Below are 24,057 nucleotides of genomic sequence, written 5' to 3'. Positions count from 1 at the left end.
ACCCCAAAACTGTATGTTAAGACATCAACAGCTCATGAAAACGAGTGCATTGCTAGCCGTTGTCGCTACGACGACATTGGCCCAGCCATCACCCCAACAACCGAAAATGACCCAGAATCCATTCTTAACGCCCTATTCAACACCCCACCAGGCGGCCCCGTTCGACAAAATAAGAAACGAAGATTATTTGCCTGCCCTTAAAGAGGGACTCATGCATGGCCGTAAGGATGTTGATGATATAGTCAATAATCCTGCGCAGCCAACATTTGAGAACACCATTGTTGCTCTTGAGCGCTCGGGCGATTTGCTGGGAAAGGTATCGTCTGTATTATTCAACTTAAATAGTGCTGAAACCACTCCCGAACTTCAAAAGATCGTCAAAGAAGCATCACCCCTGCTGAGTGAGTATGGCAACGACATCACGCTGAACGAGAAACTCTTTGCCCGGATTAAATCCGTTTACGATCAGCGAGCCAGTCTGAAACTCGATCCAGAAAGTGCAATGCTGCTCGAAAAAGCGTATAAACGATTCTCCCGCAATGGCGCAAATCTGGATGCAAAGGGAAAAGAACGTTTACGTGCTATCGACAAAGAACTTTCCCAGCTTTCAATCCAATTTGGTGAGAATGTTCTGAACGAAACCAACGAATACTCGATGGTTGTAACGGATGAAAAAGACCTGGCTGGTTTACCCGACTTTACGCGTGAAGCGGCTAAAGCCATAGCGAAGCAGAAGGGGAAAGAAGGTTGGGTATTTACCTTACAGGCCCCTAGTTATGGGCCATTCATGCAGTATGCTGAAAACCGCGAGCTGCGTAAAAAAATGTTTCTGGCCTATAACGGACGCGGATTCCACGGCGATAAAAACGATAACACGTCGATCATCAACAAAATCGTGAATCTTCGCTACGAACGGGCCAATCTGCTTGGTTATAAAACGCACGCTGATTTTGTGCTGGAAGAAAGCATGGCGGGATCAAAAAATAAGGTGCAGAGCTTTCTGAATGAGCTTGTTACCTATGCCCGCCCGGCTGCCGAACGCCAGCTGGCTGAACTGACAACTTATGCTAAAGCCCATGGATTTACGGACGATAAGCTGCAGAGTTGGGACAATAGTTATTATGCCGAGAAGCTTAAGAAAGAGAAGTATGATCTCGACGACGAGATGCTAAAGCCGTACTTCAAGCTTGAGAACGTGCTGAACGGTGTATTTACAGTAGCCAATAAACTATATGGAATCACCTTTAAGGAGCGTACGGATATTCCGGTCTATAATCCCGAAGTAAAAACCTTCGACGTGTATGATAAAGAAGGGAAGTTCGTTGCCGTATTCTATGGCGATTACTTCCCTCGGGCGGGCAAACGCAGTGGTGCATGGATGAATGATATCCAGGGACAGAAAATCGAAAACGGTGAAAACATTCGTCCGCACATCATTAACGTGTGCAACTTTACGCGCCCCACTGATACAAAGCCTTCCTTATTGACCTTCTATGAGGTCACTACGCTTTTCCACGAATTTGGCCATGGGCTACACGGCATGCTGGCTAATGGTAAATACGAAAGCCTGAGTGGAACAAACGTTCCGCGTGATTTTGTGGAACTACCCTCGCAGGTAATGGAGAACTGGTGCTATGATCCGGAAGCGCTCAAACTTTTTGCGAAACATTATCAGACCGGCGAAGTGATTCCAAACGAGCTTATCGAAAAGATTCGGGCGAGTCAGAATTTTCTGGCTGGTCTGGCAAACCTGCGCCAGTTGCGGCTCGGACTGGTCGATATGTATTATCATGGCCAGAAACCGACCGGAGAAACCATCACCCAGGTTGAGAATAAAGTTGATTCTGTCGCGAACCTGTTTCCACGTGTGGAGGGAGTAGCTTTTAGTCCTGCTTTCTCGCACATCTTTTCGGGCGGTTATTCGGCAGGTTATTATAGTTATAAATGGAGCGAGGTGCTGGATGCCGATGCGTTCGAGTTCTTTAAAGAGAACGGCGGTCTGGAAAATAAAGCCGCTGCCGATGGCTTCCGGAAAAACGTGCTGGAAAAGGGAGGAAGCGAGAAACCCATGGAACTGTACAAGAAATTTCGGGGACGTGAGCCTTCGCCCAAAGCCATGTTGCGACGCAGTGGCCTAATTTTGTAGGTCGCCTGATTATCCATAAATGCAGAAGGGGGATCGATTCGAATCGATCCCCCTTCTGCATTTATGGAGTAACATCAACGATATATGACGTATGTAGGTTATGGTTATTTAGATTGAAAATGAATAATGGAGTTATTTGCGTAAAAAATATATACTAAAACATCGATTAAAATAAATTTATAAAAAAAAATTACCATATTGAATCCAAACGAATCGGCTATGCGTATATAGGCGAGTTAGTGAAAATACTGAAAACTTTTTGTAGTATTTTGTTTATATGTTGTATTTTTAATATTAGCATGAAGTTGAAAATGGTATAACTTTTGCTTAATCGTGTTAAAAATTAATTGATAACGATAATAAGTAGACTGTGATAGGTTACCCTTATTGAATGAGGTGATAGATCTGGTGCAGTGTAAATTCTTTATGACATATGGTAATGAAGAATTTGCACAATGATAATTTGACTTTAATTGGTGGTAATATATTGATTTTGAGCTGATTAATAGATATTCGGTTTGGTGGTTGATAGATTTACATACCGAATAATATATTTTAGGTTGACCTGATGAAATAAGCGAATACTTTTAAGCGGGAATAATGTATAATAATTAGTAAATGATTTTTTTGGATCTATGTATATAGGGAAACAATCCCTATTTTAACTTTTGTTTACAATGGCATATAATTTGTTGTATTATGGCCGAGAATCTACACACGCAGTTTAATCTTATTTGACGTCATGGAAACTTGTTTCTCGTCAGCCTGTCGTGACCTACTCTGTAGAGGTCCCAATCAAAATTACCCCTTGCAACACTCCCTAATTAGTTCATTTAATCTACTTACCCTTTAATTCAGCTTTTATGAAAAAATTATCTACCTACATGTGTAGGAGATCCAATCTGAATCTCTTTACATGGGTCTTCCTATGTTTATCGCTGTTGGTATCGACCAATATACTGGCACAGCTAAGTACCGCACCATGTAATACGGTCGCGTCGCTAACGAACCCTACGTTTGCCAATCTTACAGTTACTTCCAGCCAGTTTATTGGAGACGAGTTTACCAATAAAGCAAACCTGATCGATAATGACCCTACGTTTTCAACTGATGCATTTTATTTAGCTGCGCTGGGTAGTTCTGCCTGGCTAGAGGTAAGAGACCATAATGCCACGGGCGCGAATGTATATCCTGCCGGTACGTTTGCTGGTTTTATTGTTAGTAGTGATGTTAAAATAGGGGGTACCACAACAATCAGCACTTATTTAAGTACCAGCCCTACTCCGAATACGCCTGTAACTACTAAGGTATTCACGAATCTGGCGGAAGTCGGGCTTCTAAATGGCAAAGCGAGAGTTGGGTTAGTTTCTACAGGTAGTTTCGATATAATTCGTATTAATTTTGGAGGACTCGCGGCAACCATACATGTTTACGCACCTGTCATAGAAAAATTCTGTAATACATCACCTGCTCTGGTTTGTAATACGCCGACTTCGTTGACCGCACCTGGGCATTCGGTTTTTTTTAATCCAGATCATACTGGTATTACGACTGATGTTGCCTGCCTTGCCTGTAACATTACAGATCCAGACAATATAATTGATGGGGATCCGGCCAATTCGTCCAGCATTATTTTGACTGCTGGAGTCGCTACGACCGCATCAATTGGTGTGAAAAATGCATTTGTTACGTACCCGGCTAGTACGTCGAGTACATTTGTTGGCTTTGACATCTCCAGTACAGCTTTAGTTGATTTAGGCGTTCTTGATCGACTAACTGTTTCTACCTATAAAACAGGCACCACCGCGGCTATACAATCGTTTACGGGGGCTAATCTTGTTTCAACTAATAGTTCTATATTATCAGGTACAGGCAGAAGAACCATTGGTTTCTTAGCTACACTGGATTTTGATGAGGTTCGATTAACGGTTACTAAGGCAGCGGGCGTATCGTTGGCAACACTTAATATATTTGGTGTTGTTGTTCAGAAATTCTGCGATGGCCCCAGCTTCCTCTGTATAGATAACGCGTTACCGAAAAATACGCTTACTCCACTTATCAATCCAACTCATCCTGTATATGTCGATGGTGCAAATACGGGAGTTGATGCGTTAGTTTGTGTAGGGTGTAATATTAATAACTCCCAAAACGTAGTCGATAGTGATCCATCGAACTCTGCAACAATTGTTTTGACTGCTGGAGTCGCCACGAATGCTAGCTTTGCCGTTGCTAATGCTGTGGATACTTATCCGGCGGGCACCTTTGCTGGGTTTAATATAGAGACAGCCACATTGTTGTCGGCTAATGCGATCAGTAAAGCGACAATTACGCTTTACAACAATGGAACATTGGTTCAACCGGCTTCGGCAACAGAAAACGTTTTAATTGTTGGTGCCACTACGGGCCTATTAACCAGTGGTCCCAATAGCCAGACGTTGGGTATTGTAGCTAAGGTGCCATTTGATGAGGTTAAAATAACCTTTAATCAGGTAGTTGGCGTTGATCTTGGAACCATCAAGATTTTCAATGCTATTATTCAGAAAAGCTGTGCTGACCCAATTGCCTGTAACAATACCTATTACCTGAATCGGCCAGGCACCCCGGCGGTTATTGATGCTGCCAATACAGGAGTGACCGGTATTGCCAATCCAGACCTGGGGATCGGTGCGGGAACCAATGGTACTATAAATGAACCCTGGAATGTGGTTTCGGCAAGCACCACTGATTTCGCAAGAATTACAAATACTGTTTCGGCTGCGAGAGCTTCCATAGCTGTGGTAGATCCAGTAAGTACATTCCCGATTGGAACATTCGCTGGTTTTACAATTCAGAAAAGATCAGGACTTGTTGCCGCTACTTTATTTCCAGCTTTAACTGTTTCGACTTATCTAGACGGCCAGCTACAGGAAACAAATATCACCGCGGGTGGCTTGCTCGATTTAACGGTGATTTTGCAAATTTTCGGAACAACGCCCGGCGACTTTATCAATGCAGGCTTTATAACAACGAAGCCTTTTGACGAAATCAAACTGAGTGTAGGGTCTTTAGCAAACATAAATGCATTGACAGGATTCATTGATGTATACGGTGCATTTATAGATACCCGTACATCGACAGGGGGTGGTTTGGTTTGTGCCTTAAATACAAATCCTGACTTCGCGGTTACCAACAAGAATGTACCGGCCACGGGAAGTGTCAAGACCAACGACGTTGTTCCAGCCGGAACTACCTATGGCCCAGCACCAGCACCAACCAGCCAGCCTGGCGGATCATCGCCAAGTCTGACGGTTAACTCCGATGGTACCTATACGTTTACCAGCTCGACACCTGGCGTCTATGTTTACAGTGTGCCTGTTTGTGGCACAGGTTTATCTGGAACCGCTTGTGCGACGCAAACGCTGACCGTCACGGTGCTTGATCCAACGGTTAACACCAATAAGCCTGTTGCCAATCCGGATATCGCTTCTCTCACTGGAGCTCCGACCAATCCGACTTCTACGACCATTAACGTAAAAGCGAACGATGGACCGGGTAATCCGGGCGGAACGTTGGGTACGCCTACCATTGCAACCGGTCCTGCCAATGGCACAGCTACTGTCGACGGAAATGGGAATGTCGTTTATACACCGAATGCTGGTTTTTACGGAACGGATGTGCTTACCTATACGGTTTGCGAAACACCTGGTGTCAGCCTTTGTGCTTCGACCACGGTGACTGTGACCGTTAAAGCGCCGGGCAGTGCCAACACAACGACGGCTGCCGACGACTATATCAGTACGTATCAGGGAACACCTATTACAGGTAATGTTAAAACGAACGATAGCGATCCAGAAGGGAATACCCAGACGGTTACGGCACAGAATACGACTATCCCAGGAAAAGGTACGCTGGTATTAGCTACTGATGGTAGCTACACGTTTACTCCAGTAGCAGGTGCTACGGGACCAGTTGACTTTAGCTATACAACAACCGACAACGGGAGTCCATCGGCTTCGGCTAGTGGAACGCTGCATATACTGATTAATCCGTTTAACCCCAACCCCGACTTTGCCGTCACTAATAAAAGCGTACCGGTAACGGGTAGTGTTAAAACGAACGACACCGTTCCTGTCGGATCTACGTATGGCCCGGCTCCAGCCCCAGCCAGTCAGCCAGGTGGATCTTCGCCAAGTTTGACCGTTAACCCTGATGGTACATTCTCCTTTAGCGCTACCACGCCTGGAGTCTACGTATATAACGTACCGGTTTGCGCAGTGGGTACGCCACCAGTTTGTACTACACAAACGCTGACAATATCGGTACTTGATCCAACGGTGACGACGAACCCTCCTGTGGCGAATCCTGATTTTGTTACTACAACTGGAGCGCCAGGTAGCCCAACTGCGGTTACCGTTAATATTAAAGCGAATGATGGACCAGGCAACCCTGGCGGAACGCTCAATACTCCTACAATTGCAACGAATTCCACCAATGGTTCCGCCAGTATTGATGGAAGCGGCAATCTGGTGTACACCCCGAATGCTGGTTTTTACGGAACTGATCGGGTGACTTACCAGGTTTGTGAAACACCCGGTACCTGTGCAACTGCCGTTGTAACCATTACCGTTAAGGCTCCTGGTGCCCCTGCTAACGTAAGTATCAATGATGATTACGTTTCTACACCAAGCGGTACTACTGCAACTGGCAATGTGCTCACTAATGATTTGGGGAATAATCTGACGGTATCAAGTCCGACTACAACAGTTACCTCATCAGGTACGTTAGTATTAACAGCGACAGGTAGTTATACATTCACGCCAGCTCCTGGTGTAACTGGTCCAGTTGACTTTACATATACCGCCTGCGACAATAGCACACCTTCGGTTTGTGGTAGTGCAACCTTGCATGTATTGATTGGTCAAGGGCTTCCTGATTTAACGCCTTCGCAATTGTTCTCCAGTTCACAAATAGCTCCTGGGCAAACGATTGATGTCCTGGTTGCCATTCGAAATGTAGGCGCAACACCCACTAGCGCACAAGTTGTCTTTAACGTCACTAATTATATAGCTTCTACCGGGCTGACAATGGTCGTTAATACAGACCCAACAGTAACTATTGGAGGGAATGTTTATACGTTAAATACCAATGATTTCTCGGTGAACAGTAACCAGTTTGCTTTCACATTTACTTCGGTAGCCGGCGCTTCAGGTGTTATTGCCAATGCGGGCAATAAAATAGTCGCGTTCAAAATCACTCGGGCAATGGGATCTAACAGTAGTTCAGTAACAAATACTGTAACTATTCCGGATGGAACGGGTGGTGGTGAAACACCAGTAAATAATAATACGATTGCTAACACGTTCTTCATGCCATAATTAACTAGTTTAGGGTTTTAAAGTAGTAATTACTTTGATTATTACTTTAAAACCCTAATATTGTCGCTTCAACCAGTCATTTAGGTAACCGAAAAACAGAACTTTATGAAAAAGCCAATTTACCTGTCTCTATTTTTATCCATCTTTTTGCTTTCGCTTAGTGCCCAAGCGCAGCAAGTTGATTTGCAGGGGGTTTCCATAGGACCCAGTTCACCAACGCCCATTGCCATTAATCAGATTCAAACCGTTCAGGTCGTTATTAAAAATAACGGACCTGGCGCTATTCCAGCCACCCAGGCTTTATTTACGGCGACGATCGATCCCGTTATTCTTCGATTTGATACACCATTAAACTTTACCGATCCCAGCGGCTTATTTACACTAACCTCGTCAAATGCCAGTACGCTTCAGGTTGCCAACAACGGCGGGCCATTGCCAGGTAATGCAGCTACGGGATATATCATTTCGTTTAATGTACGGGGAAATGCAACTGGAACCGGAAACCTGAATCTGACCTCGACTTTATCACTCACTTCGACAGTAAGTGATAACAATGGCAATAACCAATCGGCTGCAGGGAGCATCGTTGTTACCTCTGCCTTGCCGGTTTCCCTGGTTTCCTTCACTGCCCAGGCTCAGGAAAACCGTACGGTTAAACTAGATTGGATAACTTCTCTGGAAACCAATAATAAGGGCTTTTTGGTAGAGCGTAGCAAGGACTTGAAAGGTTTTGAAAAGGTAGGCGAAGTGAGCGAAGTCGCTGCTAATAGTAATGCCCAGAAGCATTATCAATTGATTGATCAGACTCCCTATTCAGGAACGAGCTATTACCGACTGACTCAGATTGATTTAAACGGTAAAACTTCGAGTTTCCCTGCCGTATCGGTTGTATTACGGGATGATGCCTATGGTGTTTATCCTAATCCTGTTCTAAAAGATCAGCGATTTACGTTGCGTTTGGATGAGCCGGAAACGGCAGTTGTTAAATTCCTCAGTGCCGATGGTCGCCAGTTGCCTCTTCAGAAGACGGGCGTACAGTCGGGTAATTTGCTGCTGAGAACTCAAAACAACCTGTCGGCTGGCGTTTACATCGTAACTGTAGAAGAGCGTGGTCAGACCCGCCAACACCGGATCGTTGTAGAGTAGTCTCCTGACAATCGAGCAGCCGGAGTTTCAATAGAATGAATCTTCAGGCCAAGCCCAAACCAGAGACACGAGAGACGTATGTTTCTCAGTAGAAACTCATTCAAAAAGACCTTTAGATCTCATTTATAATGAATAAGAACATCAAACAATCGATAAGTCCTTCTGGCAAAAAAGCCTATAAAACACCCAAGCTAAAAGTGCTGGGCAATGTTAAGAAACTAACCTTAAAGGTGGGTTCTGATACGGATGGTTTTGGCGGTCACTTATAATCGAGACTAGTTTCTCGTTTCAATTGCAGTGTAGCTTGGTTTGTCTCTAATTTGACGAACCAAGCTATTTTTATTAATTTCATGCCTAGTATATATGCTTTATGGCCTTGACCCCCACTACACGACTTCAGCGAGTACCAAGTCAATCTTCTTCAGTTCTAGGTAATGAAACCATTGTTTTGAATTACGAAATTGGTAATTACTATGAACTGAATGAATTAGGAGGATTTATCTGGTCTCTGCTAGAAGATCAAAAAGTAATTTCGGTTGAGGAGATTAAAGAAAAAGTACTCGAAGAATTTGAGGTGGAAGAGTCGGTTTGTGAGCAGGAATTAACTTCGTTTTTAGAATCACTTTTAGATGAAAAACTTATCGAAACCAAAAGCTAGTTTCACTAGGTTTATCAAGCTAAGTTGGTATCAAAAATTCCTTTTGGGCAAAGCTTTTATTGTACTGGCTGTTTATAAGTGCCTTTTGTTCATTTTTCCGTTCAATTTCTTTTTCAAGAAGTCGATCAATTTAGTTTCCTCACCTGTTGCACCCGATGAGCAGAATCTTGTGGTTATTGTCTGGGCTATTAGTGTCGTGAGTAATCGAATACCATTGGGATTTACCTGTCTGGTGCAGGCGCTTGCCGCAAAATGGCTCTTGAGAAAATACCCTGATGTCCACATTTGCATAGGCGTGCACAAAAGTGCTAGCCAGGCGTTTTCAGCGCATGCCTGGGTAGTCTATAAAAATAAAGTCATTCTTGGTGAACAAGAGACTCAAGTATTTCAGCCCATTTTAGAATGGAATTAAGTACCTATTATTATACAGCGTACGGGCTAACGATTGGTTCTGAAATTGCGCTTCCTCAGCTTAAAGAAATACAACCAACAGCGGTCGATCTGGTTATTAAACGAGGCAGAATTCCTCAAAGTCCACCGTTGGAGCCTACAAAAGTTTATCGAAGTGGCTTAAATGCGCAGTTTGCTCAAACTAGTCTGGGCAAACTGTGGCTAGACTGGTCTCCACTCATGTCGTTTCTGGCGGTAAATGGAAATGAATTGATCCTGGAAACTGACCAAACAGATGAAGAACTGCTTTCACTATTTACATTGAGCGAGGCAATTGGGTTAATACTTTTTCAAAAGGGTTATTTTTTACTTCATGGAAGTGCCATCCAGTTAACTAATAAGGGAGTCGTTTTTTTAGGACTGCCTGGTGCGGGTAAATCGACGACTGTGGCGGCCTTTGCCCAAAAAGGTGTGCCGGTGCTCAGCGATGATATGGTTTGCATTCGGCTCAAGGAAGGGCAAACTCCCACACTTATTCCTGCTTTTTCTCAGATCAAAATTTGGGAGAATACAGTCAACGGACTGAAGCTTAATAAAACAGACTTAACGCCCGTTCGTGAAGGATTGACTAAATTTTCCTGGCATGAATCCGTTACATTTGCTCAGGAAGAAGTCCCTTTAGCGCAGATTTTCGTATTGGAGAGGCCCAACGAATCAGAAAGTACACTAAAGCAGATATCAAAAAGTCAATTACCAATTGAATTGCTCAATCATTTTCCGTTACCAGACTCACTGCTAACTGGTAGCAGCCTAAAAGATTATTTTGAAAAAAGCATCCTGATCGCCAATACGACACCGCTTTACAAAATGAGTCGCCCTGCTGATTTTGCCAGGCTACACGAGTTTGTTGATTATCTTAAATCGACATTCTAAATGATGCCCGGCCGTACTCCTGAAATAGTGTTCCTGCAAATGGCCTGTACGATTGAGCCGTCAGTTGAAAAGAAAGCGCAAATCAACACGTTTCTGGCTCAAACCAAAATAAACTGGAATCGATTATATACGCTGGCTGAGCGGCATCGGCTCACACCATTTTTATATAATACGATCCAATCGCTACCAGAAATTCCTGATAAATTCCTGGTAGCACTGCGTACTAGTTATCAGGCCTCGGCTACTGATGGTATGCTGAAGCTTCACCACTATCGGCTTCTGGATAAATTACTGGCCGATCATGCGATTGATCATATTGCCTATAAGGGCATTTATCTGGCTGAACATTGCTATCCTAATAAAAACTTTCGAATTAGTGGTGATCTTGATGTATTGGTTAGGGCAGAAGATGCTTTTAAAACTACGCATCTGTTAGAACAGCATCAATACCAGTTAAGTAAAAAGCACACCTTGTATTATGAGGATGGTGAGCAACGCCTGCTTACCGAATTATCAGAAATTAGTTTATTTAAGCTATTCTATAATGATAGCTATTTCAATATCGATTTGCATTGGAAAATACTGTGTTTCAATAAAGATTATGCCTCATTTGATTTAGATTATATTCGGTCAAACAAGGGTTTTGAAAATGAGATTCAGGTTGTTTTGTTAGTGACGCACCATGGCGTGACGAATATCTGGCAACAACTTTACTATATCAATGATCTTTACTTCTTATTAAACAACAGAACGATTGACTGGTCGTGGCTGATGCAGGAGATGCGCCGGTATGGTATGGAGCGGATATTTCTGGTAGGTCTGTATTGGTGTCAGAATATATGGAATTTGGCATTACCATCCTCAGTTCAGCAGTTAGTCGATACCGCTGTTATTCATAAATTAGCCGATAGTTACGAGAAAAACTGGGAGTCCAATGAACCCGTTGCCTTTAGCAAACAGGTGTTTAATCAGTTTATTTATTTTCTAAAAGCACAAACTCGATTTAAGATACAGGCGAAAATCTGCATAACGTTTCTTACCAGCCGGGTGTTTAGGGCAAGTACGTTCAAAATAGGGAAGAAGTTGATTTATATCCCGAAAGAACTGGGCTTTGTAACCGTTTTTATCCGGGCAATCCGGTCTATTTATAAGTTTCTACCTGCTTCTCATTAGTCTTTACAAGCAAGCTAATAGGTCTATAATTCGAATCATTTAGCTGAACCAGCTTTCGCTAAATTTATCTGGGCGTTTTGGAGCGATCCCAACCAGAGTGACAGGTAAATAATACGACTTAATAACCAGTTGTAACGGGTCTTTTTAACGACCGGCATTTTTGGGTTGAAAACAAAATCAACAATTTTTGTAAAGGTGCCTCGATCAATCACTTCCCAGATCGGATGGCTGGGAGAAGAAAATTGGTCGTAGGTAGACTGATAGAGCTGCTTCGCTGATAGATTGCCATATTCGACAAAATTGGCTTTGGACAGTCGCGATACAATGGCGGGAGGCAGCACATCCTTTAGTCCGTTCCGGATCAATCCACGGCCACGACCATTGTCGAAACCTACGCCCAATGGTGTTGCCAGGCCTATTTCCATGACATTCTTATCGAAAAAAGGGAATGAGTACAAATGACCGTAATAAGCGCCAATGTGATTCAATTGCTCATTACAGATAACATTAGTCGTATTTAAAATCTGCCTGATTGGTTGATTCAGTTCAGCTTCTAAAGTTGTTGTTAGTTCTTTAGTCGATAGTTGTGAGCGAAGAGGAACACGTTGCTTAAAGTCGGAGCTAAGGGCATTGTTGATGAGTGATCGATGAGCCACTTTGTCCTTGATTCGTTTAAAACAATAAGCAAGGATGGCCGTAGAGGAAATGCCAAAGAATTTTTTTTGCGTGCGAAGCGTGTTGAAAAACGTACTCAGAGACTGGGCTTTAGCTTGTTTTTTTAGCCTGGTGCCGATAAAATATAAGATAAACTTTTCAAATTTGGCCTGATCGGTTAGCGTAATCCAGTCGTCACTTACATAGCGCAAATTTCTGTCGCTGGGAGCGATAAATTGTTCGCAGGCTAAAAGCAGATTCTCCCAATCCTGAGCATCAAATAACTCATCGAGTAAATCAAAACAGGTTGTGATGATGCTATCGCCGTCGTGACCTGTTAAGAGAATATCACAACTAACTTGCTGCGCTTCCAGCGAAACACTCAGGTGGAAACTGGAAGGAATGATAAAATGCTCGGGACGATCAAAAATCGTATTGATTTTTAGTACAGATTCCAGCACATCCGCTACTGGATGAACCGTGTGGTGCTGAACTGGGTACTGATCAATGACGGCCTGTACGTATTCGCTTTCGTCGGCCGATGGTAACTCGGTATCGATATTGAATGTATGCAGTGGAGCGCGATGTTGCTGAGTCAGTATTGCCTGCGCCATGCAGCTTACCGACGATGAGTCCAGACCACCGCTCAAATGAGATCCGATACGGGATTTGTCCTCGATTCGGCTATCAATAGCAGCTTTGAAGTAGTCCTTAAAAAGGGTTGAATAATCTTCCGGTCGGTTAAGATCTTTATACTTCGACAGATTAATTGTCCAATACGCGTGCGTTTGTTTGCGCTGGGCAGTTACCTCCAGATAATGGCCGGGCAATACACTGTAAATGGTTTCGTAGAATGTCTCTTCCGAGTAGGGAACATAATCGGCAATCCAGGTGAGGTACTCTCTGAATTTATGTTCATTTGGCTTTATAACAACATCGCGAAGGGCTAACAATGCCTTGATTTCTGACGCGAAAGCCATGAAGCGAGACGGCTGATACACATAATACAGTGGCTTTACGCCTAATGCATCACGCCCACAGAAAAGAGTCTGCTTTTGAGCGTCCCATAAGGCTACGGCAAAATCAGCATTTGGTTCGTTAAATCCGGCCGGACCGCTAGTGATGTAATTCGTAGTGAAAGGATGACTCGTTGTAATGCTGGAAAATAGATCTGAATCGGCAGTGGCGTAGATTGGTGCTGTTGGATTGACCTCAATTGAGTTGCCAAAATTTAATAATACGCCATGTTCAATCAATTGACTAGTGACTTTGCCCCGATGCCCCAGTAAGTTTATTACATTGGCTGTGTCAGCAAGTTCAATAGCCTGCTTATCAAATCGTATAATTCCAGCGATTCCGCTCATAATTGAAACCCTACAGAGAACTCTGATAAACTACTATCTTTCGTATCTTCGCTTCGGCTTAAACACCGGTTTATCAATCCGCCAAAGGTACAATATGTGTTAATGCCATTTCTATTCCAATAACCAGTAAGCCGCCCTGAGCATGCTTAAAAAAAGCAGTCTGTATGTACTTGTTTTACTGATTTTTTGCATTGGTGAAAGTTGTCAGCAAGAATCATTAGCGCCAGCCAGCGATGATTCTGCCTATTTCCCGCTCCAGATTGGTGACTACTGGATCTATCAGGTAACGCAGGATACCTATTCATCAATCAATCCAATCGCGGAGCGCGTTTATCAGGTTCAGGAAAAAATTAGTAGTTCTTACAATCAGAATGGCCAGTTATTTTTCCTGATGGAAGAATCCATTAAGAAAACGGCACAGGCAGATTGGCAACTTACGGCTATTCGGACAGTCTATAAAAATCTTACGGAAGCCGTTAGTCTGGACAATAATGTACCAGTTGTAAAGCTGGTTTTCCCGATTGCCCCAACCACTTCCTGGAACACAAATCTGTACAATTCCAACCCGGATACGTTGCTTCGATATGAAGATCAGTATCGTTCATTTTCGCTCGGAAAACTCAACTTTGATAACACAGTTTCAGTAATTGGGGCAAACGATTCGACCCTTGTGAATCTGGAAAAATATCGTCGGGTATATGCCCGAAATATTGGCCTGGTTTATCGGGAAAACGTTTCGCTGGTCTATTGTCAATCATCAGCAGATTGTGTCGGAAAAGGAATTATCGAATCGGGGACTAAACAGAAATGGGAATTAGTTGCCAGCAATCGCCTGCCTTAATGCTGCCAGAGAACTTTTCCCGTAAACGTCTGTATTCGACCATCTTTCCAGGTCAGTTGCAATGAGTAGGGGTAGACCCCTGGTGTTGTTCCCTGCCACAAAAGCGAATTTTTACCCGTCGAAACCGGAAACGAATGATCGTAGATCCGGGCTCCCATCAGATTATAAATCATCAATCGCGACTCGGTAGGTAACTCCTGCACATTTAACGTCAGGTCAAATTTGGCGTATAACGTAGCCGGGTTTGGGTAGGTCTGTAAAGTTATGGGCTCATCGGTGGCCAGCACCTTAAGGTCCAGAATGTAAGGTGGCTGCGTACGATTACTGCTGGCGTCTTTTCCAATCACAATGAGTTGATACTCCCCACCGGCTTTGAGCGACAGGTTTGTTCGTACCTGTAGTTGATTTGCCGAGACTGAAGCAATTGTAAATGCCGTTGCGGAAAGCTTTTGCTGAGCGCAGGTAGCACATTCTTTCAGGTAAATTTCAACGGAACTTGTGTCTTTGGCAGAGAGTGGATTTTCATCAATTAAATAGATATCGACCTTAGGGTTTGGGTCGATAACAGCCCCATTTTCTTTGACGGCTCCATTAATGAAGACGTTGAGCGTTGGGCTAACTACATCCGGAAGCGCATCTACAGGATAGCTACTACTAACTTCGGCCTGTGCCCAGTCAATAGAAAGTGTGGCTTTGTTGTTGGCTTTATCTAATTCGGTGATTTGATTCGTCGGGTCAATCAGGATGTCGATTGACTTCAGTGTTTCATCTTTGGCAATCGTGTACGACAGCGTATCCTGATAGCGAAATGAATTGAAATAAACCGTACTACTAGTTGCATTGTTACCAGTCGTTTTTTTGAGCGACAAACCGATTGACTGACCGGCGACAAATTTGCCTAAGTTGACCAATGGTATGACCACCCGAATCGAATCGCTACTTTTAATCGAGCTACCAGCCACTGATGACTGAATATAAATTCCTTTCTGAGCAACCGCAAAATCTGGATTCGGCAACGGATACAAGCTAAGGGCAGGGTCGCCCTGTAAAACCATCTCCAGCAAAACAGACTCATCGTAAAGATCAATGCCTTCTTTCTCAAGGGCTACGTTCAATTGCTGCTGGAATTTCCCAAAAGGCATTCCCAGCGAAGCAGGGTCCGTAAATAAGCTTCTGTACAGTTTTGTTAGATACTTGGTTGTTGGCTGTTCAAAACTCAAATAGGAATGGGCCAACACCAGGGCTGAACCTTTTTGGGGGGCCAGTACCCAGTCGGTTGATAAAGTGGTGAAACGGGAAAATATTTCACCAACTCCGCAACCATTAAAAATCATGAGCGGATAATTTTTATTCCGGTATCCATTTTCCAATGGCGAGGCAAAACCAAAGTTCATGTCGGTTATGGCTGGTCCGGCATGGCCAAAAAACGTAATCAGGCTAACGCCATCGTTTACCAACGGCGTAATGTTGATCGGCTCAACTTCTTCGTAGGTGTTGCTTTTACTGAATGCGCTAACCTGACCTCCCAATTGCCCATTTGCGAAAAGATCGCCCAGTTGACTCATCGTTGAGCGTAGGCTTTGCGCTTCACCTTTGCTTTTTCCTCCACTGATATGAATGATGTGTTTACGCCAGAGTCCGTTCGGTGTCGCATTCTCCAATTGCTTAACTTTCTCCAGATACGTGAGAACCTGGTCGTTTGTCGTAACATTGAGTCGGCCAGTCGGAATGGCGGGAGAATTTAGTGGAAAGCCGTTTAATCCGGCAGTGAGCAGAATATCGGAACCAGGGTAGCCAATTGTAGGCACCAGATCATCGGTCGCCGTTTTTACATAATAAGGATAACTGCACGCTTTGCCAACCAGCAGCAGATTTTTTACGGGCGCATTCGCCAGCATAAACGCAGCGAAACGCCGGAGTGCCAGCGGACCTTTTTCGCCATAATTAAACTGATCGGACAGGGAGTCTGCCGCTACAATAAATGGTTTGTAATTGCCGCCCTGTGCTGAAGCCCGGTAATTGGCATACGCCGTGGCTGATTGTCTAAGCGACGAGTGGGTAACGATCAGGTAATCGGCTGTTTGAGAGAACGTACTTTGAAAACGAACCGCCCGGATAGCCAGTGGTTTTGCTACCTGATTGGTAACCAGCACAGAACGCTTTCGGGAGGCATCACTGACAACAATGAGTTGCTGGCTGCCACTTGACTCAATGGCTACGTAACGGCAGTTCGCCTTATCGGTAATGTCATAGGCAAACGATGCCGAAGGAATATCGGTTAAGGCTAATAGTGCAGTCTGGCGTTGATTGGCGGGTATGTTAAACACTTTCGATAACTGAGCACCCATGGCAATGGACTGCGGATAAGTGAGTTTTACGTAGGTTATCGAAAAATGATCGATAAAGCCATACACCTCTGCTTTAAAACGCAGCGAAAGCTGGTCGTTCAGGATCGTATTCGGGCTGATCGTTTGCTGAAAGGTCTGGCTGGCGAACCCTGGGAGAAGTAATGACGCTAACGGGGTTGGGGTAGGCCCATCCAGTTGAACGTTTACTTTATGCGTCGAATAGTCTCGCCCGTTTACCATTCCTTCGAGCGTAATTGGCCAATTAGCAGGTACTCTACCCGTTAATTTCATGGTAACCAAACCAACGGAATCAATGGTAAGTAATGGTCCTGACCATCCTTCGCCAGGCTCGAAATAACTGTGTTGTAAAACGGGCTCGAGACCTTTCAGATTGTTAAACGTATACTCACTGGTAAACGCCTGAACGGTTTCTTCGACATGAAATGGTTCAGGTGTGAGCCCCTGCGCTGAATTGCTGAGTTCAGGTACGCGCTTACCTGTCTGTGTAGGACTGCTGGTCAGGAAATAAGCAGCCTCATCAGAATATAACGTTTGGTAGGGGTGTAAACGCTTTTGGGGCCTGTATAATAAGGAATCCAGGCTGCCGTCGTTTCCTTCGCCGTAGAACTCAACATAATCCTGTTCGTTGAAAACACCATCCTGTTGTCCTACTACACGAATCGCCATTTCCTGGCCTCTGAAAAACAACTGCCAGTTGGCTGGGTTCGCTTGCAGAAACGAGGCATCTGCTGTTTTGATATCCTGATAGCTGATACGGTAAACAGCCGCTTTATTGATCGAGAATTTGAGGTACTTTTGGCCAGACCTGATCCATTCATTGCCAAATGGATTTTGAGCGAACAAAGCCAGCGCATTTACTAAGAAATAAGCTAGAAGTACCCCTTTTTTCATACACAATTGAGCTTAGTTGACGCTTCGGATCGGGTTGCTATGGATTTCCTCACAATACATTTCTGTGAAAAGGAAACATCTTTCAGGAAATTGCCGAAAGACTAGCTACACGTAGAATACAAGTCAAATTTGTTTTCATCAAAGATAATGAGATCACCTGAATTTAATGATTGCTGTTAGTAGCCAAACAGTACTTGATCAAAATCATTGCCAAATTAAGTTCGTATGGTATAAAAAAGAGCCCTACAATGATCCAATTCGAAAAGAATCGGCCATTGTAGGGCATTTGTGGCATTCAATACGTCAGGAGGGCGAAGAAATAGGGTAGATTAATCCATTATTTGAGCCTTCAGCCTATCAACTAATGGATGGTCTGATTACGCTTGTTTGGTAACCTGAATGTTTAAGACGAGCCGTACATCATCGCTGACAACTACGCCACCAGCTTCCGTAACGCCGTCCCAGGTTAAGCCAAATTCTTTACGCTTAATGGTGCCGGTTACTTCAAAACCTGCTTTGGTCTGGCCGTAGAAATCCTGCATCTGACCACCATATTCGGCTTTCAGTTTTACAGTTTTAGTAACGCCATGTAAGGTCAGGTCACCAATGAGATCGTAAGTATCGTCGCCCGTTTGCTTGAACTGAGTTGACGTAAAGGTCAGTTTCGGGAATTGTTCTGCATCGAAAAAGTCAGCTGATTTCAGGTGACCGTCCCGTTGTTCGTTACCTGTGCTGATGCTGCTAATATCGGCTGAGAAGGTAATTTTTGAATCGTCAAAATCATCGCCAACCATTTCTAATTGACCATCAAACTGACTGAATAGGCCAGTTACGGTCGAAACCATCAGGTGTTTTACTTTGAATTGTACTTCTGAGTGCATCGGGTCAATAACCCAGGTTGTGGCGGTGATTGCTTGAGTTTCCATGATACTTCGTGTTTTTTTATCGGTTTGATAATGCTTGTAAGTGCATTTAATGTATATACATTTAATCCGTAAAAAATGTTTCATGCTTTAGATTAATTTTTTGTGAAGCTACTGAAGTTGTCTGGTTGGCATAGCTGGTTAAGCTTGCTGGCGCTTCGATGGGAGCGCTGAGAAAGTTAGTTCAGAATCGAAAAATCTTAGTTTATAACCGTCGTTTTCTATGGTAGTTGGGCATTTTTTAGGCACTTTTGCCTATTGATTTTTGTTTTATTTGTGTATTAAATCATTAAAAAATGCCCAACTGGTTCCTCGGAAAAATCCGTTATCAGCAACCCATTGACGACTCGAATGTGGGATCGCGGAACGAAGAGTTTATCAAGCAAAAAACGGTTACGGAAGCTTATCTGGTCGATGCCGTCAGCTATACGGATGCCGAAGGTCGGCTCTATCAGGAGATTGCAGCTAACACGCCCGACTTTGAAATTACCAATATCTCCCGTATGAAACTCGCTGATGTTTTTCATCACGAAGATGGGGGCGAAATCTGGTACAAAGTGAAGGCGATGTTTATCACCGACGACGAAAAAACGGGGAAACAGAAAAAGACGCCAAGTATAATGCTGGTGAACGCCGAGACGCCTAAGGAGGCCTACGAGCGTGTAGAGCTTAGCCTGAAAACCGCTCTTGATCCGTTCGAAATTACGGACGTCAATACAACGAAGATTCTGGAAATTTTCCCGTATAACGAGGAAGAGAAGCGTAATCTACGACCGCTGAGCGAAGTTATTGAAGCGGCCGAATAATGCCTGAAATCATAAAAAAGGGAGCTAACCGCCAGCGGTTAGCTCCCTTTTTTATTAACGCCCCACCAGATTGACCTGATTGAGTTCCTGTCGTTTGTGTCCCTGTGAGTCGGTTATTTCTACGACTTTTACCTGAGGGTCGAGTAGGAGCGTTCGGGATGATTGGGACAGAAAGGAGTTTCCATAACTAAATTCGACCTTCTGTTTTTTGCCATCCGTAAATGTCAGCAAGGCAGAGACATCGGTTGGCCGCAGGCGAACGGATGGGACGGATTTCGAATTTCGGAATACACATAATCTGCCCCGGTTTTGCGTACTCACCAGAAGCTCATGGCCGTCGGCACTGGCCAACTGGGCAAGCCCTTTCGCGTTTCCGGGAACATAAAATCCGCTTGCTGCAATAGACTGAGCGGTAAACCCACCTTTCCCATCGCCCCGAAGCCATAAGCCGTTCAGGGCATCGTAACGACCCATCATCACTTCACCACTAAAGTCGTTGCCAACCAGCATCACATCCAGATTTCCGTCGCGGTCAACATCATCGGCCACCATGCCAAAAATAGGTGCTAACTGGGCTGGCGTAGGCAGGGCATGTAAGGCAAAGGTTCCATCGCCCTTATTTTCAACATAGGCAGATTGTAGGTAATTCGCTTCAAGAACCAGTGCTTTCTCACGTTCTTCGGGCGTCAAAAGCTTATCGATACTGGCCTGAGTAAAGTCTTTGTAGAGCGGAAAACGCTTTCGCATGGCAATCATCTGTTTAATCAGATCATCGCGTCCATGGAAGGTAAACTCACGGCTTTTACCGTTTTCATCCGGAATAAAAATGGTCGGAATGGCATCATAAAAGCCATTATTGTCGAAATCGCCAGCATACAGGCGAACGGGTTCCTGATCACTGGCACGCATACGAGCGTTCTTGCCAAGGTTACCCGCAATGTAATCCATGTCTCCATCCTGGTCAAAATCACCTGATACGAGTGAATTCCACCAGCCTTTTTGATTCTGGAGCTTACAGTCAACGGGTTGCAGTTTTCCCTGTTGGTTCTTAAGCAGTGTGAGTGGCATGAATTCTCCGGCCAGCATCAGGTCGGGCCAGCCGTCGTTGTTGTAGTCGGTCCAGAGGGCATCGCAGACCAGGCCCAGATCCTGTAAAGCAGGCGCAACGGTTTTGGTCACGTCCGTAAATTTCGCCTGACCCGGTCTGGAGTCATTACGGAAGACAAAGCTCGAAACCGGCTTTGGGTAGTGATCCGGTTCGACGCGTCCACCAACAAATAAATCAAGATCGCCATCGCGGTCGAAATCAACTGCCTTGACGCAGGATTTGCTTATCGTACAGATTGGCAGCGCGTTTCGGTCGAGTGCAAAGGTTCCTTTCCCGTCGTTTATGTAGAGCCTATCCTGAAAAGTTGGTGTATTTGCGTTTCCTTCAATGCTGCCACTGGCCACATAAAGATCGAGGTCGCCATCCTGGTCGGCATCGAAGAGCAACGTTCCCATGTCTTCTTCTGGCTTGTCTTTGGCATTGGCCAGGCCACCAACCGTCGCAACAGCAACGGCTGCTTCGGGCAACAGGTCTTTTTCAATGAATGAACCGGTGGCGGTTTGCAGGAGAAAATGGCCTTTGTTCATGCGTGAACCACCAATGAACATATCATCTAATCCGTCGCCGTTGACATCACCGACCGATACGGCAGGGGCAAACTGAGAAAGCTTGTGTGGCAGTAACTTCTGAACGTTGAAATCGATGTATTCGGGTTCGTAATGCTGATAGGTTATCTTCATCGAATCGGTTACCTCCATAAACAGACTCGTTGGCTCAGGTTTCGGCTGAATGGATTCGTGGGCATTGCGTACATCGACGGTCAGTACCTGATTCGTCGTTACATTACGTAAGATCTGCTGTTTTTGCGGAGCACCATTGAGACCGGGCCAGATGATATGCACCTCGTCTATGGTCGAAACGTCGCCAAGACCAAAATGGGCAACGGCTTCTACAGTAGACAGGTAGCCGCGGTAAGGACTGTGCTCATAGACCTGTTGTTTAAATCCGGTAGACGGTTTTTTGTCATAGTAAATCTCGACAATGGCACCTAATCCATTCCGGTTCTGCGCTTCGCCGATAAACTTTATACGCAGATAATTCGATTTATCGACCTTATTTTCGACGAGATTATTCCGATACACAAAGGCCGAATCATTGATGTTGTTAACCACGTAGTCAACGTCACCGTCGTTGTCCAGATCGCCATAAGCGGCCCCGTTAGAGAAAGACGGTAGTTTGAGGCCCCATTTTTCCGTTACATCTTCAAAAGTCAGATCGCCCTTGTTCCGAAAGGCGAAATTGCTGATTTTAATGACCGGAATCTGGGCAAGCATGAACGACTTCGTAGCGACTCGCTCGCTTTGCTCCCGGAATGAGCCGAAATCGCGGTCAGTCACATCTTTTGGGAAACCGTTCGTAACCAGAAGATCCCGATAGCCGTCGTGATCGAAGTCAATCAGGTTGGGCGCCCAGCTCCAGTCCGTTTCAGCAACGTCGCTGAAAAGGCCAATATCGCTAAACACGGGATGCTTGCCCGATGCGGTAGGTGCCGTTCCCTGATTCAACTGAAGCGTATTTCTGGTGAACTGATACGTATGTTTAAATTGCTCGTTGTTGAGGTAGGTCTGGTAATTATTGGCCCCCATGAGCATTTTCTTGCGGTTGTTGTCGCGCGGAAGCATATCAACCGCTACAATATCTGCCAGGCCATCATTGTTAATATCGGCAACATCGTTACCCATGGCTGCACCACTGGTATGCTTAAAATACTGTGCCGCCTGATCGGTAAACCCTGTATGGCGATTACTTCCATTGTGGTTATTGATATACAGCAGATCGTCGGTCAGGTAATCATTCGTTACGTAAACGTCTTTCCACCCGTCCCGATTTATATCGGTTATGTTGAGTCCAAGCCCATACCCTTCGCTTAGAATACCTTCCTGTTTGGAGACATTCGTGAAAACCGGATGACCCAGCGTCGGGTTAGGGTCATTTCGGTAGAGCCGGTCGGTGGTAGGAGAGGAGCCGTCCACGATTCTGTCGCGGTAGGCATTGGGATTGTTCTCGATGGTATTCGTCAGCACGTAAAGGTCGAGGTCGCCATCGTTATCGTAGTCAAAGAAAGCCGCATTCGTGGTATGACCATCGTCGGCAATACCGTATTCTTTCGCCATTTCGCGAAATACGGGCGATTGCCCCGGCTTGGCTCCCTGATTGACGAACAGCATATTTTCGCGTTTGGCGGCTATTTTGCTGACTGTTGCCCCGACGTAGATATCCAGCCAGCCGTCGTTGTTGATATCGACCAGTGCCGTTCCCGAACACCACTTTCCATTGCCGGTTACGCCCGCTTTCTGAGTAATATCCTCAAATTTGAAATTTCCCTTGTTAATATATAAGCGATTTGCAACCTGATTACCCGTAAAAAACAGATCGGCTAATCCATCATTGTTGAAGTCACCAATTGCCGTACCTCCTCCATTATAGACATATTCGAAGTCAATAATATTCATCGTATCGTTTTCGGTGATACGGTTAGAGAAGGTAATACCCGTTTCGCTGGCGGGCAGTAACGAAAAGAGTGGCTTATCACAGGCCGTTAACAAAAACGTAAGGCCAACTACTAGAAACAGAGAAAGAGTTCTCACAATGAGTTAAGGACAGTTACTTAATTAGATTCAGGTGGAAACAAAAATACGATTACAGGAAGATATTTCATAAATTATTGGAGGGCCATTGACCGTTTACTAACTCATGGCTTACACAATTCTAAAACGGACTTATATAATTATGAAGTTTTACAAGGCACGTTTGTTTTTGTAAGTAACCGTTTTTACTTTTGACCCACTTATGAAACGCACTCTGTTCCAGCTACTAAACCTATTTATGGCCTGTGTCATACTGCTCAGCAGTACTGGCTTTGGTTTGGTGGAACATACGTGCCAGATGCGGGGCAAAAAGAAGACAATGGTCGTTGTCTTTAGCGATGCCAAATCAACATCAGGCTGTGCCGACCATAAACAGTCGGGCAAGTCGGATCAGAGGATTATTAAAAAATCGGAATGCTGCCAGGATGATCAGCGCTATGAGAATGTTGACGTTACATCGTCACTGAGCCAACTCGTTGCCAAGTTCGTCAAGAATATAACCGAGTCAATTCTGGCGGGGGTTACGGTGATGCTTGCTTGGATTGCCGATTGGGTTTTCGACAGAAGTGCATCCGTTGCGGTTAACGTTACCAATGATCCCCCTTCCCCGTCCGGACGCGATATTCTGACCCGCGCTCATAGTCTCCTTATTTGATTCGTTGATGAATGCACATTTCCGGTGTCTTTCCGACACTGGCGTATCGTGTTTATCC

General features: G+C 44.7%; 15 protein-coding genes. 11 read left to right on the top strand and 4 right to left on the bottom strand.

Features of this window, described 5'->3' with window-relative positions; translation table 11 throughout:
• The first annotated feature begins 13 nt into the window (after positions 1-13).
• From GJR95_RS07545 to GJR95_RS07515, 8 genes are all read left to right on the top strand, one after another.
• Positions 14-2,146, top strand: coding sequence for a M3 family metallopeptidase (locus GJR95_RS07545; RefSeq protein WP_232541114.1), 2,133 nt, complete (start codon positions 14-16; stop codon positions 2,144-2,146).
• Positions 2,147-3,009: 863 nt separating this feature from the next.
• On the top strand, positions 3,010-7,500 hold the full coding sequence (locus GJR95_RS07540; protein ID WP_162385293.1) for a beta strand repeat-containing protein: 4,491 nt from the start codon (positions 3,010-3,012) through the stop codon (positions 7,498-7,500).
• A 105-nt stretch (positions 7,501-7,605) separates the two neighbouring features.
• Positions 7,606-8,646: a T9SS type A sorting domain-containing protein gene (locus GJR95_RS07535; protein WP_162385292.1), complete on the top strand. Its 1,041-nt coding sequence runs from the start codon at positions 7,606-7,608 to the stop codon at positions 8,644-8,646.
• A gap of 128 nt (positions 8,647-8,774) precedes the next feature.
• Positions 8,775-8,915 carry a hypothetical protein gene (locus GJR95_RS41675; RefSeq protein WP_174260194.1) on the top strand — a complete coding sequence of 47 codons (141 nt, stop codon included), beginning with the start codon at positions 8,775-8,777 and terminating at the stop codon, positions 8,913-8,915.
• 101 nt (positions 8,916-9,016) lie between these two features.
• Positions 9,017-9,304: a PqqD family peptide modification chaperone gene (locus GJR95_RS07530; RefSeq protein WP_162385291.1), complete on the top strand. Its 288-nt coding sequence runs from the start codon at positions 9,017-9,019 to the stop codon at positions 9,302-9,304.
• Positions 9,276-9,716 carry a lasso peptide biosynthesis B2 protein gene (locus GJR95_RS07525; RefSeq protein ID WP_162385290.1) on the top strand — a complete coding sequence of 147 codons (441 nt, stop codon included), beginning with the start codon at positions 9,276-9,278 and terminating at the stop codon, positions 9,714-9,716. The genes GJR95_RS07530 and GJR95_RS07525 overlap by 29 nt, the downstream gene beginning before the upstream one ends.
• Positions 9,707-10,627 carry a phosphoenolpyruvate carboxykinase (ATP) gene (locus GJR95_RS07520; protein WP_162385289.1) on the top strand — a complete coding sequence of 307 codons (921 nt, stop codon included), beginning with the start codon at positions 9,707-9,709 and terminating at the stop codon, positions 10,625-10,627. Before GJR95_RS07525 ends, GJR95_RS07520 begins: the two co-directional genes overlap by 10 nt.
• Positions 10,628-11,800 (top strand): nucleotidyltransferase domain-containing protein, encoded by a 1,173-nt coding sequence (locus GJR95_RS07515; protein WP_232541113.1) that lies wholly within the window; start codon positions 10,628-10,630, stop codon positions 11,798-11,800.
• Positions 11,801-11,835: 35 nt separating this feature from the next.
• Here the strand turns inward: GJR95_RS07515 and GJR95_RS07510 are convergent, their stop codons facing one another.
• Positions 11,836-13,818 (bottom strand): asparagine synthetase B family protein, encoded by a 1,983-nt coding sequence (locus tag GJR95_RS07510; RefSeq protein ID WP_162385288.1) that lies wholly within the window; start codon positions 13,816-13,818, stop codon positions 11,836-11,838.
• A gap of 142 nt (positions 13,819-13,960) precedes the next feature.
• Between GJR95_RS07510 and GJR95_RS07505 the strand changes: the two genes are divergently transcribed.
• Positions 13,961-14,659: a hypothetical protein gene (locus GJR95_RS07505; RefSeq protein WP_162385287.1), complete on the top strand. Its 699-nt coding sequence runs from the start codon at positions 13,961-13,963 to the stop codon at positions 14,657-14,659.
• Here GJR95_RS07505 and porU2 read toward each other — a convergent pair.
• Together porU2 and GJR95_RS07495 are read right to left on the bottom strand one after the other, a co-directional pair.
• On the bottom strand, positions 14,656-17,919 hold the full coding sequence (porU2, locus tag GJR95_RS07500) for a putative type IX secretion system sortase PorU2 (protein WP_162385286.1): 3,264 nt from the start codon (positions 17,917-17,919) through the stop codon (positions 14,656-14,658). The genes GJR95_RS07505 and porU2 overlap by 4 nt on opposite strands.
• 377 nt (positions 17,920-18,296) lie before the next feature.
• Positions 18,297-18,845: a YceI family protein gene (locus GJR95_RS07495; protein ID WP_162385285.1), complete on the bottom strand. Its 549-nt coding sequence runs from the start codon at positions 18,843-18,845 to the stop codon at positions 18,297-18,299.
• A gap of 293 nt (positions 18,846-19,138) precedes the next feature.
• On the opposite strand from GJR95_RS07495, the gene GJR95_RS07490 reads away from it, so the two are divergent.
• Positions 19,139-19,648, top strand: a complete 510-nt coding sequence (locus GJR95_RS07490; RefSeq protein WP_162385284.1) for a DUF4494 domain-containing protein — start codon at positions 19,139-19,141, stop codon at positions 19,646-19,648.
• Positions 19,649-19,702: 54 nt separating this feature from the next.
• Here GJR95_RS07490 and GJR95_RS07485 read toward each other — a convergent pair whose 3' ends face one another.
• Positions 19,703-23,347, bottom strand: coding sequence for a VCBS repeat-containing protein (locus GJR95_RS07485; protein ID WP_162391616.1), 3,645 nt, complete (start codon positions 23,345-23,347; stop codon positions 19,703-19,705).
• A gap of 199 nt (positions 23,348-23,546) precedes the next feature.
• Between GJR95_RS07485 and GJR95_RS07480 the strand changes: the two genes are divergently transcribed.
• Positions 23,547-23,999, top strand: a complete 453-nt coding sequence (locus GJR95_RS07480; RefSeq protein ID WP_162385283.1) for an HYC_CC_PP family protein — start codon at positions 23,547-23,549, stop codon at positions 23,997-23,999.
• The last annotated feature ends 58 nt before the right edge of the window (positions 24,000-24,057 follow it).

It is taken from the genome of Spirosoma endbachense, assembly GCF_010233585.1.
In the GTDB taxonomy this organism is placed as follows: Bacteria; Bacteroidota; Bacteroidia; order Cytophagales; family Spirosomataceae; genus Spirosoma; species Spirosoma endbachense.
The sequence above is the reverse complement of the archived record's forward strand: the minus strand, read 5'-3'. Positions and strand labels throughout refer to the sequence as shown.

Excerpts from the sequence above, each read along its gene's own strand:
- GJR95_RS07520 (WP_162385289.1), top strand. The coding sequence starts at position 9,707 with ATGGAATTAAGTACCTATTATTATACAGCGTACGGGCTAACGATTGGT.
- GJR95_RS07545 (WP_232541114.1), top strand. The coding sequence starts at position 14 with ATGTTAAGACATCAACAGCTCATGAAAACGAGTGCATTGCTAGCCGTT.
- GJR95_RS07505 (WP_162385287.1), top strand. The coding sequence starts at position 13,961 with ATGCTTAAAAAAAGCAGTCTGTATGTACTTGTTTTACTGATTTTTTGC.
- porU2 (WP_162385286.1), bottom strand. The coding sequence starts at position 17,919 with ATGAAAAAAGGGGTACTTCTAGCTTATTTCTTAGTAAATGCGCTGGCT.
- GJR95_RS07540 (WP_162385293.1), top strand. The coding sequence starts at position 3,010 with ATGAAAAAATTATCTACCTACATGTGTAGGAGATCCAATCTGAATCTC.
- GJR95_RS07530 (WP_162385291.1), top strand. The coding sequence starts at position 9,017 with ATGGCCTTGACCCCCACTACACGACTTCAGCGAGTACCAAGTCAATCT.
- GJR95_RS07510 (WP_162385288.1), bottom strand. The coding sequence starts at position 13,818 with ATGAGCGGAATCGCTGGAATTATACGATTTGATAAGCAGGCTATTGAA.
- GJR95_RS41675 (WP_174260194.1), top strand. The coding sequence starts at position 8,775 with ATGAATAAGAACATCAAACAATCGATAAGTCCTTCTGGCAAAAAAGCC.
- GJR95_RS07525 (WP_162385290.1), top strand. The coding sequence starts at position 9,276 with ATGAAAAACTTATCGAAACCAAAAGCTAGTTTCACTAGGTTTATCAAG.
- GJR95_RS07480 (WP_162385283.1), top strand. The coding sequence starts at position 23,547 with ATGAAACGCACTCTGTTCCAGCTACTAAACCTATTTATGGCCTGTGTC.
- GJR95_RS07515 (WP_232541113.1), top strand. The coding sequence starts at position 10,628 with ATGATGCCCGGCCGTACTCCTGAAATAGTGTTCCTGCAAATGGCCTGT.
- GJR95_RS07490 (WP_162385284.1), top strand. The coding sequence starts at position 19,139 with ATGCCCAACTGGTTCCTCGGAAAAATCCGTTATCAGCAACCCATTGAC.
- GJR95_RS07535 (WP_162385292.1), top strand. The coding sequence starts at position 7,606 with ATGAAAAAGCCAATTTACCTGTCTCTATTTTTATCCATCTTTTTGCTT.
- GJR95_RS07495 (WP_162385285.1), bottom strand. The coding sequence starts at position 18,845 with ATGGAAACTCAAGCAATCACCGCCACAACCTGGGTTATTGACCCGATG.